This is a genomic window from Anaerostipes sp. MSJ-23, assembly GCF_018918155.1.
Taxonomy (GTDB): domain Bacteria; phylum Bacillota; class Clostridia; order Lachnospirales; family Lachnospiraceae; genus Anaerostipes.
The window spans coordinates 118973-135068 of sequence record NZ_JAHLPY010000001.1; the positions used below are offsets into that span (position 1 = coordinate 118973).

15 protein-coding genes, 5 tRNA genes and 1 riboswitch are annotated in these 16096 nt (G+C 35.7%); of the genes, 2 read left to right on the top strand and 18 right to left on the bottom strand.

Features of this window, described 5'->3' with window-relative positions; all coding sequences use genetic code 11:
• Window positions 1–91 precede the first annotated feature (91 nt).
• The 14 genes from KQI71_RS00635 to pcrA form a co-directional block, all read right to left on the bottom strand.
• A complete protein-coding gene (locus tag KQI71_RS00635) occupies window positions 92–307 on the bottom strand; it encodes a hypothetical protein (RefSeq protein ID WP_216433063.1) in 216 nt (71 codons plus the stop codon).
• A gap of 2 nt (window positions 308–309) precedes the next feature.
• Window positions 310–1203: a hypothetical protein gene (locus KQI71_RS00640; RefSeq protein WP_216433065.1), complete on the bottom strand. Its 894-nt coding sequence runs from the start codon at window positions 1201–1203 to the stop codon at window positions 310–312.
• Between the two features lie 450 nt (window positions 1204–1653).
• Window positions 1654–2541, bottom strand: a complete 888-nt coding sequence (locus KQI71_RS00645) for a phage major capsid protein (RefSeq protein ID WP_216433068.1) — start codon at window positions 2539–2541, stop codon at window positions 1654–1656.
• A gap of 16 nt (window positions 2542–2557) precedes the next feature.
• Entirely contained in the window at window positions 2558–2842 is a 285-nt protein-coding gene (locus tag KQI71_RS00650; RefSeq protein ID WP_216433070.1) for a hypothetical protein, read from the bottom strand.
• 72 nt (window positions 2843–2914) lie between these two features.
• Entirely contained in the window at window positions 2915–3412 is a 498-nt protein-coding gene (locus KQI71_RS00655) for a hypothetical protein (RefSeq protein ID WP_216433071.1), read from the bottom strand.
• 1502 nt (window positions 3413–4914) lie between these two features.
• Window positions 4915–6024: a hypothetical protein gene (locus KQI71_RS00660; RefSeq protein ID WP_216433073.1), complete on the bottom strand. Its 1110-nt coding sequence runs from the start codon at window positions 6022–6024 to the stop codon at window positions 4915–4917.
• A 4-nt stretch (window positions 6025–6028) separates the two neighbouring features.
• Window positions 6029–6988 carry a tyrosine-type recombinase/integrase gene (locus tag KQI71_RS00665; RefSeq protein WP_216433075.1) on the bottom strand — a complete coding sequence of 320 codons (960 nt, stop codon included), beginning with the start codon at window positions 6986–6988 and terminating at the stop codon, window positions 6029–6031.
• 445 nt (window positions 6989–7433) lie between these two features.
• Window positions 7434–7506 (bottom strand) — tRNA-Lys (locus KQI71_RS00670).
• Window positions 7507–7547: 41 nt separating this feature from the next.
• Window positions 7548–7621, bottom strand: a tRNA-His gene (locus tag KQI71_RS00675).
• Window positions 7622–7646: 25 nt separating this feature from the next.
• Window positions 7647–7720 (bottom strand) — tRNA-Arg (locus KQI71_RS00680).
• A gap of 3 nt (window positions 7721–7723) precedes the next feature.
• Window positions 7724–7794, bottom strand: a tRNA-Gly gene (locus KQI71_RS00685).
• Between the two features lie 4 nt (window positions 7795–7798).
• Window positions 7799–7873 (bottom strand) — tRNA-Pro (locus KQI71_RS00690).
• Between the two features lie 177 nt (window positions 7874–8050).
• On the bottom strand, window positions 8051–8311 hold the full coding sequence (locus KQI71_RS00695) for a DUF4366 domain-containing protein (protein ID WP_216433077.1): 261 nt from the start codon (window positions 8309–8311) through the stop codon (window positions 8051–8053).
• Window positions 8312–8376: 65 nt separating this feature from the next.
• Entirely contained in the window at window positions 8377–10587 is a 2211-nt protein-coding gene (gene pcrA / locus KQI71_RS00700; RefSeq protein WP_216433078.1) for a DNA helicase PcrA, read from the bottom strand.
• Window positions 10588–10713: 126 nt separating this feature from the next.
• On the opposite strand from pcrA, the gene KQI71_RS00705 reads away from it, so the two are divergent.
• Entirely contained in the window at window positions 10714–11319 is a 606-nt protein-coding gene (locus tag KQI71_RS00705; protein ID WP_216433080.1) for a DUF1836 domain-containing protein, read from the top strand.
• Window positions 11320–11327: 8 nt separating this feature from the next.
• Here KQI71_RS00705 and KQI71_RS00710 read toward each other — a convergent pair whose 3' ends face one another.
• The 3 genes from KQI71_RS00710 to KQI71_RS00720 all read right to left on the bottom strand — a co-directional run bounded on the left by KQI71_RS00710 (window position 11328) and on the right by KQI71_RS00720 (window position 14148).
• Window positions 11328–11615, bottom strand: coding sequence for a YerC/YecD family TrpR-related protein (locus tag KQI71_RS00710; protein WP_216433082.1), 288 nt, complete (start codon window positions 11613–11615; stop codon window positions 11328–11330).
• A 65-nt stretch (window positions 11616–11680) separates the two neighbouring features.
• Window positions 11681–13099, bottom strand: coding sequence for an alanine/glycine:cation symporter family protein (locus KQI71_RS00715; RefSeq protein WP_216433084.1), 1419 nt, complete (start codon window positions 13097–13099; stop codon window positions 11681–11683).
• Between the two features lie 112 nt (window positions 13100–13211).
• Window positions 13212–13310, bottom strand: a riboswitch (glycine riboswitch).
• Window positions 13311–13590: 280 nt separating this feature from the next.
• On the bottom strand, window positions 13591–14148 hold the full coding sequence (locus tag KQI71_RS00720) for a TIGR00730 family Rossman fold protein (RefSeq protein ID WP_216433086.1): 558 nt from the start codon (window positions 14146–14148) through the stop codon (window positions 13591–13593).
• Window positions 14149–14354: 206 nt separating this feature from the next.
• Between KQI71_RS00720 and KQI71_RS00725 the strand changes: the two genes are divergently transcribed.
• Window positions 14355–15527 carry a cation:proton antiporter gene (locus tag KQI71_RS00725; RefSeq protein WP_216433088.1) on the top strand — a complete coding sequence of 391 codons (1173 nt, stop codon included), beginning with the start codon at window positions 14355–14357 and terminating at the stop codon, window positions 15525–15527.
• Window positions 15528–15615: 88 nt separating this feature from the next.
• Here KQI71_RS00725 and nrdG read toward each other — a convergent pair whose 3' ends face one another.
• On the bottom strand, window positions 15616–16095 hold the full coding sequence (gene nrdG / locus KQI71_RS00730; RefSeq protein WP_216433090.1) for an anaerobic ribonucleoside-triphosphate reductase activating protein: 480 nt from the start codon (window positions 16093–16095) through the stop codon (window positions 15616–15618).
• Between the last annotated feature and the right edge of the window lies 1 nt (window position 16096).

Below are 16096 nucleotides of genomic sequence, written 5' to 3' on the forward strand. Positions count from 1 at the left end.
TGGCAGTCAAAATTTTGGTTTTATATTTTTCCTCTGAATCTAACTGACCTAAATTTTGTACGTTAACATTATTAACGGTCAGAATTTTTGGTTATGCAAACATTTTCTTTTTTAATTCTTCGACTTCGGCTCGTGCAATATTCATCAATTCTTCTCGTAATTCTGGCGTAGATTTGAAGAGATATTCTGTTTTATATTTGTTTCTCCGATTTTGGCGAATCCTTACAATTGGGTATCCTTTTTTTGTCAATTTATTTACAAGTTTTCTCTGTTCAATTACAATTTCGCCTCTGTTTGTGTATTTCATAATTATTCTACCTCGTCTTTTTCTTTAATCTCGATTGAGTAATTTACTGTGTTCGTTCTTGTCAATGCATGACAATATTGTTCTTTCTTGATAATATCTCGGTCACATTCTGCATACAGACCATAGATATCTTCGATTTCGCTCATAAAAAATTTATCAACGAAAAATTCTTCTTTTGGTAATTTTATCTCAAGGACCTCTGCCGTTTCCCAGAGTAGTACATCGTTGATCTTATCAATGTCTATATTCGTTTTAAGATAACCGTTTTCTAATGTAATCTTTCCATTCAGATGATACTTGTTTCTGATTCGCTTGAAATCTTCTTGAGTATGTCGCTCAATACAATTATAAAATTCTGGCAGATCAAGTACATCTACCAGATAATGCTTAATATATGGTCTGTATCTATCGTCATAGTATCCAAGGAATGAACTATCAATGGTGAGTAGTATCATTATTGCTTCATCTGTCATATTTTTAGATAATCCATACAGTGACCACAACAATAATACTGTCGATCCCGCATATTTCTCTGTGTAATTCTTTTTCGTAACATCTTCTATTAGATTAGGATTGATTGATTCTTCGTTCTTGTAATCTTTCTCAGAAAATCTTGTGATGTGATTGTCGAAGCATTTGCCTTGATATTTGGCAAAGTCCACGCCTATTTCTTCTGTAACTGTGGCGTTCTTTGTTTTAGCCGATACGTCAATCGGAATATCTGAATAATTTGCGACTTGCCTTAATAAGAAAACTTCTTTAATGTCCCATCCCATTACTTCTTTTAGGATTGTACAAGACAATAATGAGTCAATGTCATCTGTTAATATTGTATGATAGTTGTTTGTTTTATCGTTATACCATGTTGGTAAACTATTTTTTAAATTCTCTTTCAATTTTTTCACCTATTGTTGGTGAACAAGATGGATAACCACCTTGCCCCCTCAATAAGTGAACAAAACTGAAAGTGAATAAGAATTTAACCATCTTATTCACCTTCTTTCTACCATTATAAGGTCTGCTAGTTACCAAGTTCCTGTTGAACTAAAATATAATTACGCCATACCCCATTTCGGGGCATAGCAGTTATTTGTTTAACCGAGTTATTTTTGACGTTGTGGCTTTTTTGCTTGTTTTCTTTTCCTCTCGTGGCTTCAATAAGCCATAACAGCAGTTTAACCAATCATTGTACATCTTCTCGGTCGGGATTACCTCGCATCTTTCAATGCCCTTAATCCATCTGGTTGAGCATCCGAGACACTCAGCCATGTACTTTTGTGTTAAATTGTGATAAATTCGTAAAAATTTTAAACGATCTCCGCCAAGCATCTCGTTGCTCCTTTCATTTATTCTCCATCACTTACTGTTGGTGTGATTGTAGAACCTGCGACTACAACTCCACTGTCGTCAATCAGTGCAACTGCATAGTATTCTGAGCAATAAACAGTAGTTGTTCTTGTAGATGCATCTCTGGCAGGTTCAACAAAAGGATTCTCTTTAGGAATTAATCCAATAGATTCTTTTTTGATAGTAAGGATATACCCTTCATGTTTTGCTGTGTCGTAAAGGCGATCAGTTACTAACACTGGAATTCCTCTGAAATATCCTAATAAGTTATTCTGCATGATTCCTGTGCCATCGGCTGTAAATGTCTTTGTCTTGTCAACGAAGCCATCCATCTTAAGAAATGATGGCACGAAAGCGCTATGAATGTAGATACCAGCAAAATCTTCTGCATTGGCATCATCTCCATATAAACCTAAGATAGCGTTCATCTCATCGAACGTGATCTGATGTTTTGTAGCAAGTTGACTCTTCAAAGGTGTTGTCAATGCAACATTAATGCAATCAGTGTCAAGTTTTCTTGCCAGAGAGATTGCCTGCTGTTTTGCGGCTTCATCTAATGCATTTCCGAACTCAACTGCGTCGTCGTAATCGTTTACGGATACAGCAGGAGCGGCAACCATCTTAATAGTTGCTTGTGTGCTTGTCTGTTTTAATGCTGTCTTATCCATCGCTGTTCCAACTGTAATGTCTTTTGCATCACCGATGTAAGCCCATTTTGGCATAGACACTGTTTCCCCAGGTTTACCGACTAAAGATTTAACTACTTTTGCACACTGAGAGATAACTACCTTTCCTTCAATTTTTTCACGTACTAATTCAGCATAAACATCTGGGATGATCATGTTTTTATTCACTGCATTTGTAGAATTGTTTACAATATTTGCCATTTTGTTTCCTCCTTAATTATTTGTTATTAATTTGTGTTTTGATGTCTGAAACATCTTCTCTGATGTCATCTAAGTCATCCTTATAAGATGTAAGCACCTGCACGAATTCTGCATTTGTCGCAGATAATTTTTCGTTTTGTTCTTGTGCTTTTGAGATGACCGAATATAATTTTTCTTCTCTGTTTTCGTTCTGTTGTTGCGATTTCTCCCACAATTTCCAAATGAAAAAAGCCATGGCAATTACCATGACAATCGGAAATCCTAACTGACTTATCGCAGTTTGAAGTACATTGTAATCCACTCCTTTGTCTACCTTTCCGAAAACCGTATTTAACGAGCGCAAAAGTTCCTTGGTTTCCCCACAACTGGGGAATTATCTGGCTAATGCCTTATATAACTCAGGATTATCTTGAAAAAGTTGTGCTTTTTCTCCGTAGGACATCTTTTTGAAGTCGGACTTTGTAACTGCTTGCTGTTTGCTGTGGTTGGTGGGTTTGCTCCCATTGTTCAACAGATAGCCATTGATTGCCACACTCACGGCTTCTAATCCTGCGTCCACATCTTCACCAAGATTCAGATACTGTCCTAACTCTGTTGGTAAGCCAAGTTCAGTAAGTTTGCTTGATAATTCTGTCTGGCGTTCCTTTGCCAGTAATTTCTGTTCTCTGGCTTCTAACTCTCTCATACGATTCTCAAATTGAATTTCGCTATCTGACTTCTGAGCAGGTTTATACTGATTTAATTCTTCCTTTACAGTTCTGAGTTCGTTTGAATACTTTGTACGAATCTTATCGCCCTCAGATTGAAGAATCTGCTGTACTCCTGCAAGTTGTTCATCAGATAGATTTAATGTTTCTAGTTCCATGCTCACGTCCTTTCCAGTTGCATACAAAACGCCCTGCAATAGCAGTTCTATCTGTTGCCCCTGTAATGATGTTGTTAATTTGTTGTATCAAAAAAAGACCTATCAAAACGATAGATCTCTTTCTTCCTTATTATATAATTGTGTTTAACGTCGCAGATTACGACCTTTGGATTTCTAAAATGGTAATTTGCCACCTTAAGATTCAAGGGTTACCGATTTGGTAACCCCTGCTACGTCTATATACATTTGAATTAAATAACGAACATTTTTATGTTTGGGATATGCGCCCCCTTATACGCACATTTCAAATTTCATTTTGTGCCGTAAATACGGGACTTGTAAATAATTTCCAATTTTTCAAAGTCGCTAAAACACTAGGTTTTTAGCCAAATTTTGATTTGTCCACGTTGGCAATTTGATAGCGTTACATGTCTAATATATGCTTCTCCATATACACACATTTCACCAACCGTTTTTTTCGGCTGTTTACCATTTTTTTTAAATTATTTGACCGAAAATAACGGCTGTTTTTTAACCAATATCAAATGCTAACATTTTGTATTTTGCCTCTCCATATACGCACATTTCGTGTTCCGAAAATAACGGTACATTTCATTTTTTCAAAATTTTTTGAAACGATTTTTTCGGTACATTTTTACCCAATATCAAAAGTTCAATTTCTGCATTCTGCTTTCTTAAGAGATACCCCCTCTTCCATATAGTGACTTTTTATGTTCTGGAAAACTCGGTACATGTAAATAATTCCCAGTTTAAAAAACCGCTAAAATACTAGGTTTCTGGACAACGCTTGATAGCGTTACATCGTTCTTCCTATACAGCCACTTAGCACGTCGCCTGTAAATGGCTATTTTACTGAGTTTTTCAATGTTTTTTTAGATGTAACTGGGAAATTTTTTGCCGTTTTTTTCCAAAATCTCCTGCCTCTCCTATTACAACAAGATTCGTGTTAAAAAAAATCCTTATAAACACTGACTTTATAACCCCTTTATTTTTAAAAGAGGGAACTTTTTTGACCGATTTTGTCTAAAATTGATTATGGGACTAGCACATTACCATTTGGGGAATCTGCTTTCTCTCCTATTACTGAGAGAACGCTATCGTTCAAATCTATTGTAATTACTGGATTTAAGAGGTGTTTTAAAATAAAAAGGGGAATTTTTTGGACTGATTTTTTCCAAAGGTGATTGTCTCTCCTATAGCCGAGAGAAGTACAAATGCTTAAACGCCTATAATTCCTAGTGTTTTTACATCTAAAAAAATAAAACCTAGACGATTTTTGCAAAATTTTTACTATTTCATGTTCTTCCTATACCCGCACTTAGCAAAAACTCTCAACACCGCATAAACACTAGGTTTAAGCGGTGTTCAAAAATAAAAATGAGAAGTTTTTGGGCGTTTTTTTACCAAAAATCTGAACCATCGACAGATTGTCTACGGTTGATTTACGGCTTTCCGTTTTTGACAAACCGTCCTCGTTCTGAGGACACTTAAACTAATGACTCCACGGTAACGTCCTTAGTTGCTTCTAGTTTCTTGGCTGTATGATAAACACGAAGCGTAAACTTCTTACCATTTGCGCCTGTGTCTGTTGTTTTTAAGGTTAATGTATTGGCTGTTGTGTCGAATATCTCCGTTGCAAACGTAAACGAATAGTCACTAATGATCTCATACTGCAACCCGTCCAGATGCTCTTTTACACCATCATTCTTTGTAACAAAGGTAAATACCATATCTTTATTTATAAACATTTTGTTATACCTGCTTGTGATAGATAGTGTCCAAGGATTAACCTCTGGCTCGCTCTCAGTAACCGTAATTTCGTCTGTTGTAACTTCTACATCGTGTTCTGTCCATCTTGCAGTAAATTTGACTATGCCTATCTTGATAAAGGTAACTGTGCCGTCCTGAGCGATTGTTGCTACATTATTATCTGATGATATCCATTCAATCGTAGGATTATCTACTATTTGATCATTAATATAAGCAGTTGTTTCCAGTTTGGCACTAGAAGGAATCTGGTATGCCTTTTCATAAGCACCTAATACAAGACGATAGTTAACTGTTGGTTTCCCATCTGCGGTACGCTCGCAAAACAAGTGGCAGATACCATTCCTTCGTAGGATATTGTCAATCTTATATGTACCACCATACTCATTAAATGTATCACTAATAGATATGCGCTTAGACGCTAAATTATCCTCTACAAGCAACTCTAGGTTTCCTGTCAACAAAATCATCGTCCCATCATTTGAAGACGCCATAGAAGCCATTTTCGTGCAGCAGCAAGGAATCCCCGTGACAGTTCCGCTGTTAAGGTTTATTGTACCATCTGTCTGCTGTATAGTAGATTTGTAGTAAACATCATTTTCTGCCGTTTCTTTGTTTAGAACGATGTAATACCTACCTTTGTACTTTAAAAGCGTTCCGGTGGACATAGGAGCATCTATTTGATAGTAAATAATCGAAGTATCACGTTCCTCAAGCCCATCATTATTTCTACGAAAGACAACCTTAAAGTCCTGTGCTTGTGTTACGGCTGTCATAGTTTTGCTTTCTCTCTGCATTGTTTTATTAAAACTTCTTTTTAAAGTGTCCAATTAATCACCGTCCTTTCTTCCTCATGGAGATGTGAGTGCCTTCATGTTCATGGTTTTTTATAGTATCTAACGGATTGAATCGTTCAAAATCAATCTGTAAATCATTTCCAAATAACGTAACATATTCTTTTGTCATGTCCAGAGTAGAGTGTCCCATAATCTTTTGTAGTCGGAATATATCGCCACCATTGATGATCCAATGCTTGGCGAAGGTATGTCTAAATAGATGGCATGATGTTTTGCTCACGTTATGTTTTAAATTGTAGTTATGGACTAACTGTTGATATGTTCTCACGGCTGACTGCTTGCCATAATCATTGCAGAAGAGGTAATCTTCTGGTTCTCCGCCACGAATTTCAAGATATTCCTGCAAGATTGCAGATAAGGATTCAGATAAAGGGATTACCTGTTGCTTACGGTTCTTGGTTTTGCGTAGCACGATAAAACCGCTTGAAAAGTCAACGTCACAGATACGCACATTTAATGCCGTACGTATACGATTTGCTGTTGCAAGTAAGTAGTTTTCGAATACCCACGTTTTGTACTCGGCAAACGTGCATTTGCGCAGATTTGGTTTTTCTAATAGTCGTTCTAATTCATCATCGGAGTAAGTTTGCTTGATTGGTTTTTCGATTTTGCATAATTGTATTTTAAAAGATTCCATATAACCACAATCCATACAGTAGTACAAAAACGCTCTGAGCGTCCTGAGATAAGTATTGATTGTTACGTCTTTGATTCGTACTTCGTCACGAAGCCATAAGACATAGTCGTCAATTGTGTCTTCTGAGATTGTATGCACTCGTTTTCTGGAGTCACAAAAATCGAAAAATCTTTTGTTGATTTGCTTATAAGATAGGATTGTTCTTTCTGATAAGTTTCTGACTTTGCATTTTTTTAAATACATTTCAAATGCTTGATTGAGAGTTAGATTTGTTGGATTTGACATCTTTATTTTTCGCATGATTCCCTGCCTTTCGTAGCGCTTGACTAGGTCAAGATTAAACGAAAAATCTAGCGAAAAATAAAAAAGCGATTCAGAAGCAAATCACCTCTAAACCGCATAAATACGCGCTTTTTTGAATGTTTGAATTGATCACTAGAACCTAAATCTAGCGCGTCTGCCAATTCCGCCACATCCGCAAATATACTATATACATTCACAAGAATCTCCGAACTCATATTCATCTTATGATTTCAGCTCTCTCGTTGACTGCTTGCTTAGTATATCAATTAATTTACAGAATGTCAAGCATTTATTTCATAAATTTTAAAGAAAAATTTTCATCATCCCTACTTTCTATTTCCTATACTACTTGATTACTAGTGAAGCGAAGAAAAATCTAGCGAAAATCAAAAATGCGATCTAGAAGCAAAATACTTCTAAACCGCATAAAACTTAACTATACTGAGCGTGCGGGGATTCGAACCCCGGACAACTTGATTAAAAGTCAAGTGCTCTACCACCTGAGCTACACACCCATATTCATTTTCTCATCGCTGTAAATATCAGCGAAAAACAGGGTGGGTAATGGGATTCGAACCCACGGCCTCCAGAGCCACAATCTGGCGCGCTAACCAGCTGCGCTATACCCACCATATATATTTTTACAAAAGAAAAGCGAGCCTGAAGGGATTCGAACCCCCGACCCACGGCTTAGAAGGCCGTTGCTCTATCCAACTGAGCTACAGACTCAAAAGCGGGTGATGGGAATCGAACCCACGTGATCAGCTTGGAAGGCTGGAGTTCTACCATTGAACTACACCCGCTTAGTCGGGGTGACAGGATTCGAACCTGCGACCTCTTGATCCCAAATCAAGCGCTCTAGCCAAGCTGAGCCACACCCCGATTCTATTGTGTTGGCTGTGAGTGTTTTTTGTTTGTGTCGCTCACAACAAAACCTATCTTACTCTATTATTCTCTATTTGTCAACACTTTTTTTCAATTTTTTTCAAAAAAAATTTTACAAACCAAAACGGAAGCATCTGAAACGATGCTTCCGCCTTGATTTTACATGCTTTTGAATTATTTTACTTCTTCAACGTCATCGTCTTTTGAATCCTCTTCTTCAAAAAAATCATCATCAAAATCGTCATCGAAGTCTTCATCAAAATCATCCATGTAGTCAGGTGTCAGATATTTATAAACTGCATATGCAATTCCTGCTACTGCTGCAACTGCACCAAGAATAGCAAGTGCCCATACAATTTTATTATCTTCTTTGTCCCTTTTGCTCATAATATCTGATACCTTTGCCATTTCTAAAAAATCACTAAAATTTTTCATGCCGCTCTTCCTTTCTATTCGTTTTTTTTATTATATCACTTATTGTTGCCTATTACTAACTATTTTTATTGCTTTATGTCAACTTTTTTTAATTTTGCAAAAGAAGCAAACATCTTCTTTCTCCCACACTTTTCAAAGTCAACCGTAACCTCATAATCACGACCTCCTGAAACAATGTCTTGCACAATTCCCTTGCCAAATTTTATATGAGACACCATATCCCCAACCTGATAAGATAATGTTACAGAAGATGGTGCTGCAAAAGTTTTTGTCTGATATGGCTTTCTAAATTTTTGAGCACGTGTTGCTGAAAATAAAGCCTTTTCTTTGCGTTTTTCTCTCGATTGCGTTTCCATTCCTATTTTCATCAGATTTTCTGGAATTTCATCAATAAATCTTGAAACAGAATTAAACTGTGTTCTTCCATGTACCATTCTTCTTTTTGCTGCACTTAAATAAAGTTTCTTCTTCGCTCTTGTAATTCCAACATAGCAAAGTCTTCTTTCTTCCTCCATATCATCATCATTTTCTGACATAATGGTCATATAACTTGGGAAAATTCCATCTTCCATTCCACAAATAAAAACGTAAGGAAATTCAAGACCTTTTGCACTGTGAAGTGTCATTAAAACAACTCGATTATCTGATTCTTCTAAGTTATCAATGTCCGCAACAAGTGCAATTTCCTCTAAAAGACCTTCTAGAGTCGGTTCCTGTGTTTCTTCTTCATAAGTTACAATCTTATTTAAAAGTTCTTCAATATTTTCAATACGACCAAGAGCTTCTTCTGTCTCCTCTGCTTTTAATTCTTCCACATATCCAGTCTTTTGTATTATTTCATCAAAAAGCTCTTTTAAAGTTCCTATCGCTTCTTGATTTCTAAATTCTTGAATCAAATCTGCAAATCCCTGAATTTTCTTTTTTGCATTTCCAAGAGTGGTTATCTGCTCTGCTTCAAAACATGCGTCCAAAAAGCTGATTCCATGCTCAATCGCATAAGTTTCTACTTTATTAACAGTTGCGGCACCAATTCCACGCCTTGGAACATTGATAATCCTTTTTACCGCCAAATCGTCTTGTCCATTATCAACCGCTTTTAAATAGCTAATCATATCTTTTACTTCTTTACGCTGATAGAAATTGGTTCCTCCTACAATTCGATACGGAATATTTTTTATCATAAATCGCTCTTCAAATACACGAGATTGAGCATTTGTGCGATATAAAATTGCTATATTTTTATACTCATATCCTTCATTTGAAAGCTCTTCAATCTTTTCTGCAATTTGCCCGGCCTCTTCATGTTCTGTTTCATACTGATGGAATTCAATAAAATCTCCTTCCTCATTTTCTGTCCAGAGTTTTTTCTCTTTTCTTCCATGATTATGCGCAATGACCTCATTAGCGGCATTTAAAATATTTTTTGTAGAGCGATAATTTTGTTCCAACTTAATCGTCTGTGCATCTGGAAAAATATTTTCAAAATTCAAAATATTTTTGATATTGGCCCCACGAAATCGGTAAATTGATTGATCATCATCTCCAACTACGCAAAGATTTCGATACTTTCTTGCCAACATACTTACCAGCTGAAACTGAATTGTATTTGTATCTTGATACTCATCAATCATAATATAACGAAATCTTTCCTGATAATAATCAAGCACTTCTGGATGAAATTGAAATAATTCTACTGTTTTAAACAATAAATCATCAAAATCAAGCGCATTATTTGAACGAAGCTGTTTTTGATATTCTTTATAAATTTCTGCAATTTTTTTCTTTCTAAAATCAAATTGATTCTTTATTTCATATTCAGATGGTGTAATGAATTCATCTTTTGCTGATGAAATTTCACTGATAATACTGCGCTCTGGCATCGTTTTTGTATCAATTTTATAAGTCTTGCAAATCGAACGAATCAATGATTTTTGATCATCTCCATCATAGATTGTAAAACTGTTCCCATATCCAAGCTTATCAATATGTCTTCTTAAAATTCGAACACAAGTAGAATGGAATGTACTAACCCATATATTTTCCGCCCCATATCCAACCAGCTGATCTACCCTTTCTCTCATTTCTCTGGCCGCTTTATTTGTAAACGTAATCGCCATAATATGATAAGGATTTACCCCCTGATCGATTAGATAAGCAATCCTGTGCGTCAAGACTCTCGTTTTTCCTGATCCTGCTCCTGCAAGCAATAATAACGGCCCTTCTGTACAAAACACAGCTTCTTTTTGTTGTTCATTTAATGTATCATAAATATCCATAAACGTTTCCCTTTCCTCTTTTTTTTGCGTGGCTTTATTATACTACACAAAGCAGAAAATGCACAGAACTCTTGTCATATAGTTTAAATAACCGTATAATGTAGTTATAAGATAAGGAGAATTACCATGGAATTTGAAGACAAACTGAAACAATGGATGGAGCTGGACTATGTACCGCCAGAAGATATCCCAAACATCGATCTATATATGGATCAAATCACAACATTTCTGGAAGAACAATTAAAAAATACAAAACGTTATGAGGAAGACAAAATTTTTACTAAAACCATGATTAACAATTATTCAAAAAATGGTCTTCTTCCTCCTTCTAATAAGAAAAAATATTCCAGAAATCATATGATCCTTTTGATCTATATTTATTATTTGAAAAGTTTTCTTTCGATTTCTGATATTAAAAACTTCTTAAAACCTCTGACAGATACCTTTTATAACAATCCAAAAAATCAAATTTCTTTCTTTGAAATTTACAAAGAAATTTTTCAGATGGAACACAATTACAACGAACCAATCCGTGAATCCATTATGGAAACGTTCGAAAAAGCACAGGAAACTTTTCCTGAACTGTCTGATGGAAAGCAAAAAGAACTACTTCAGAAATTTTCTTTTATCACCCTGATGGGCTATGATATTTACTTAAGAAAACAGGTTCTTGAAAAAATGATCGATGAATTATATCAGGACGATGAAACAGACAAAAAAAAGAAGAAATAGGATTGCTCCTATTTCTTCATTTTTTTAAATACCATATCATAGCCGTCGCTTCCATAATTCAATGACCGATTGACCCTGCTAATCGTTGCTGTGGATGCTCCAGTCTTTTCTGCAACTTCCAAATAAGTATGCTTATCTCTCAGCATAGAGGCCACTTCAAATCTCTGAGCTAATGATTCTAATTCATTTACCGTACATAAATCTTCAAAGAATGTAAAACACTCTTCTTCTGTTTCCAGCGTTAAAACAGCCTGAAATAATTTTTTCACAGCTTCTGTCTTAATCTTCTTACCCATTTGCTTTACTTCCTTTCTGTGCTTGTATTTCCAATATACAGCATCAGCGTGCTAAAGTAAAGAAGTTATTTTGTTCTTCCTTCTTTTTTAAGACGGTAAAAATAATCTTTTGTTTCTTCTACAACAACTCCGTTTAATGCAAGCAATGCAATCAAGTTTGGTAAAGCCATCAGTCCATTACAAATATCTGCAATTGTCCATACCGCTTCTACTGTCATAAAAGGTCCGATAAATACTGCTAAAATATACAGCCATTTAAATACCATAACGACTTTATGTTTTCCATTCGTCAAATATTCAAGACAACGCTCACTGTAATAATCCCATCCAAGAATTGTTGTAAACGCAAAGAATACAAGACACATCATTAATAAAAATGAAGAAAACTGTTCTGGAAATGGAAGCCCAATTGCAAAGGCTTTTGTTGTAACATTAACACCATCTAGACCCATATCCCATGCACCTGTCATAACAATTGAAAGACCTGTCATAGTACATACAACAATTGTATCAATAAATGTTCCTGTCATAGAAACAAGTCCCTGACGTACAGGCTCATTTGTCTGTGCTGCTGCTGCCGCAATCGGTGCAGATCCAAGACCAGCTTCATTGGAAAAAATTCCTCTTGCAATTCCCTTCTGCATAGCAACAATCATAGCTCCAATCGCTCCACCTGCTGCTGCACGCAGTCCAAATGCTGACTGAATAATTTCTACAAACGCTGATGGAATCTGTGGTAAATGTGTCACTACAATAATTAAACAAATCGCAATATATGTAACGGCCATAAATGGAACGATAATTTCAGATACTTTGGAAATACGTTTGATTCCACCGATAACAACAAGTCCGACACAAATAGTCAAGATAATTCCTGCGATTACAATACTCCAAGAATAACTTCTTCCAAATAACTCAACCGTATGGAGATTTTTTGGATCAAAAAATCCATTCACTGCGGAAGTAATACCATTTACCTGAGTAAAAGTTCCAATTCCAAATAGTCCAACCATTGTTCCAAACACACAGAACAATTTTGCAAGCCATTTCCAGTTTTTCCCCATTCCGCGTTCAATATAATAGAATGGTCCGCCAAGTGCATGTCCGTCCTCTGCGATCACACGATACTTAACTGCCAGCATTCCTTCTGCATATTTTGTTGCCATGCCAAATAATGCTGCAAGCCACATCCAGAACATCGCACCAGGTCCTCCAGCCACGATTGCTGTCGCACATCCTACAATATTACCAGTTCCAATTGTTGCTGATAATGCGGTACATAGAGCACCAAAACTCGTTACTTCTCCTGTTCCATCTTCTTCGTTATGGAAAATGTAATAAAGCGCTTTTTTAAGATGCAGAATCTGCAATCCTCCAAGGCGAATTGTCAGGAAAATTCCAGTTGCAAGAATTAACACAATCAATGGAATCCCCCAGATAAAATTATCAATCTTTCCCAAAACCTGATTCACTGCTTCTAACATAGTTTCTCCTCCAAAAAAATAGTATGCGAATACATTCTTCTCGTGTATTTTAAAATTTTATACACAAAAAAGAGCTGATTAACATCAGCTCTAAAGAGTATCTATCCATTGCTTTAAAAGCTCTGTCCTTTTGCCTGAGAGATTTGCTACAAAAAAATTTGCAGTCGTACACCTTCGGCGCTCAATTAAGAGACTCTCCAGAGATTTTGTTTTCGTACAGTCGAAAACCATGTTCATCATATTTAAATTCGCAATATCTACTTTATCTGAAAACATTAGACTTTTCAAGTATTTTTTTCAGATATTCGAAAGATTTTTTATATTTTTTTTAGATTCCGATCATATTTTCATCAATTTATTGTCACATTTTCTTCACATTTTTTGCCTATACTATGAATATAGCAAATAGCTAATACTCAATGCTAACTTTGCTAAAACTTTTTTTCATACTTTTTCATAATGCCGGGAATTAATTCCCGGCTCCTCTCATTTTATAGATATTTTCCATGTTCTTTGATCCCTCCTAATACTTCCTTGATTTGTTGAAGATTATCTAAAAAATAAATTCCTTGCTGTCTTTCCACCGAGGACAGTTCCATTTCTATCATATGCTCAAGCAACCCTTTCAAATGATCATAATAACCATTAAGATTATATAAAATACATGGCGCATCCAGCTGCTTTAAAGAAAGTTTTGATATAATCTCCGAGATTTCTTCTAACGTTCCAGTACCTCCAGGAAATGCGATAAATGCATCTCCAAGCTCAATCATTTTTTCTTTTCGCTCTGTGATATCTTTTGTTGCAATCAACTTTGTAACTGCTTCATATTGTACTTGTGCATCAATGAAAAATTGTGGTTCAACTCCTATTACTTTTCCTTTAGATTTGATAACGCTTTCTGCAAGTGCTCCCATAAGTCCCGTTTTAGATCCTCCATAAACAAGGTGATTTCCACTTTTTCCAATCCAGGTACCAAGCTCTTGAACGGCCTTTTTCAAAGATGGATCAGATCCTTCACTCGCTCCAAGATATACCGTTATATTCATACAAATTCTCCTTATATTTCCTTCTTTATACATGTTTCTGCTTCTCTTCCATTTTATCATATATCCAGTCAAAAATTCTTGCGCAGATACATTTTATGTGATACTATCAATGCAATTGAACAATGTTTAAAACAACCAAAAAGCCATTTGACCACTATCTGGCGGTCAGATGGCTTTTTTTATAAAAAACAAAGGAGATTTTTTAAATGGAATCATATAATTTTATCTTATTTTTAGCAGTCATTCTGCTATCGACAAAATTACTCGGAAATATTTCAAAAAAAATTCATTTACCAGCTGTCGTTGGTGCATTAATTGCAGGCGTAATTCTCGGGCCTTCCGTTTTAAATTTTATTTCTCTGGAAGGGGATGCCGGTACCTTTTTAGAATATACAGCAGAAATTGGCGTAATTCTTTTAATGTTTAATGCTGGACTCGGTACGGAAATGGAAGAATTAAAAGAGAATATGTTAGCTTCCGCCGTGACAGCCTTAATTGGAGTGCTTGTTCCTCTTATTGGTGGTTTTCTTTCTTATGCATTATATTTCAAGACAGATTTTTCGAATTATAACGAACTGTTAAAAGCCTTTTTTGTTGGTGTTGTTTTAACAGCCACTTCTGTCAGTATTACCGTAGAAACATTACGGGAAATGGGGAAATTAAAAGGACGTGTTGGAACTACCATTCTTGGTGCAGCTGTGATTGATGACATTCTTGGAGTCATTATATTAACTGTAATCACAAGTTTTAAAGATCCTAGCGTAAATGCTTATTCTGTAGGAATTAAAATTATACTTTATTTTGTTTTTCTTGTACTAATCGCTTTTGCGATATCAAAATGTATCCCCTACCTTGAAAAACATGATCATCATAGAAGATCTGCCATTTATTCCCTCGTATTTGCCTTCACCCTTTCCTATATTTCTGAAACCTTTTTTGGTGTGGCAGATATTACGGGCGCATACTTTGCAGGCCTTATGCTTTGTCGTTCCAAAGTAGAACCCTATGTGGAACGAAGAATTGAAATTCCATCCTATATGTTTTTTTCACCAGTATTTTTTGCAGCTGTCGGATTAAAAGTTCAATTAGGTGGTATGAATACATCTACCTGGATTTTTTCCATTTTATTACTAATTGTTGCGTTTCTTACGAAGGTTATCGGCTGCGCACTCGGAGCTAGATGCTGTGGTTTTCAAAACAAAGAAGCACTCCAAATTGGTATTGGAATGATTTCTAGAGGTGAAGTTGCACTCATCGTTGCACAAAAAGGACATCAGGTTGGACTTCTCGACCATACACTATTTGCTCCAATTATTCTGGTTGTCATTGTCACAACCATTTTAACCCCGGTTCTTTTAAAAATTTCAATGCAAGACTAAGAGCCATATTTTTCATAAAATAAATACTGATTTTGTTCCAGATGCTAACAAAGAAAAAAGAAGCCATTTTTTATGACTTCTTTTTTCTTTACAACTCAATAATCTTTTGATTTTTACTTCCTCGAAACTGCAAAGTAATATCTTTTTGTGATTCAATAAATTGTCCATCTACTAAAGTATCAATATTCTCCAGCATTTTCTCTGTGTAAGCTGTATAAATTTTTCCACCTTCCACAAAATCCTGGTCATATTGATACCCCGTATAACACCAAACTGTTTTTTTTGGATATTGTTTCTTGATACACTCTAACAGCTGCCAAAGTACTTCTTGATTTTCTGGTTCAAATGGTTCTCCGCCAAGCAAAGAAAACCCCTCGATATAATCCGGTGCTAATGATTTAAGAATTTCCTCTTCTGTTTTCTTCGTGTAAGGCATACCATAATTAAAATCCCACGTCTCTTTATTAAAACATCCTGGACAATGGTTTCTGCATCCTGAGACAAACAGACTTACTCTTACACCAGGTCCATTCGCAATATCATATTTTTTTATCGTCCCGTAGTACATA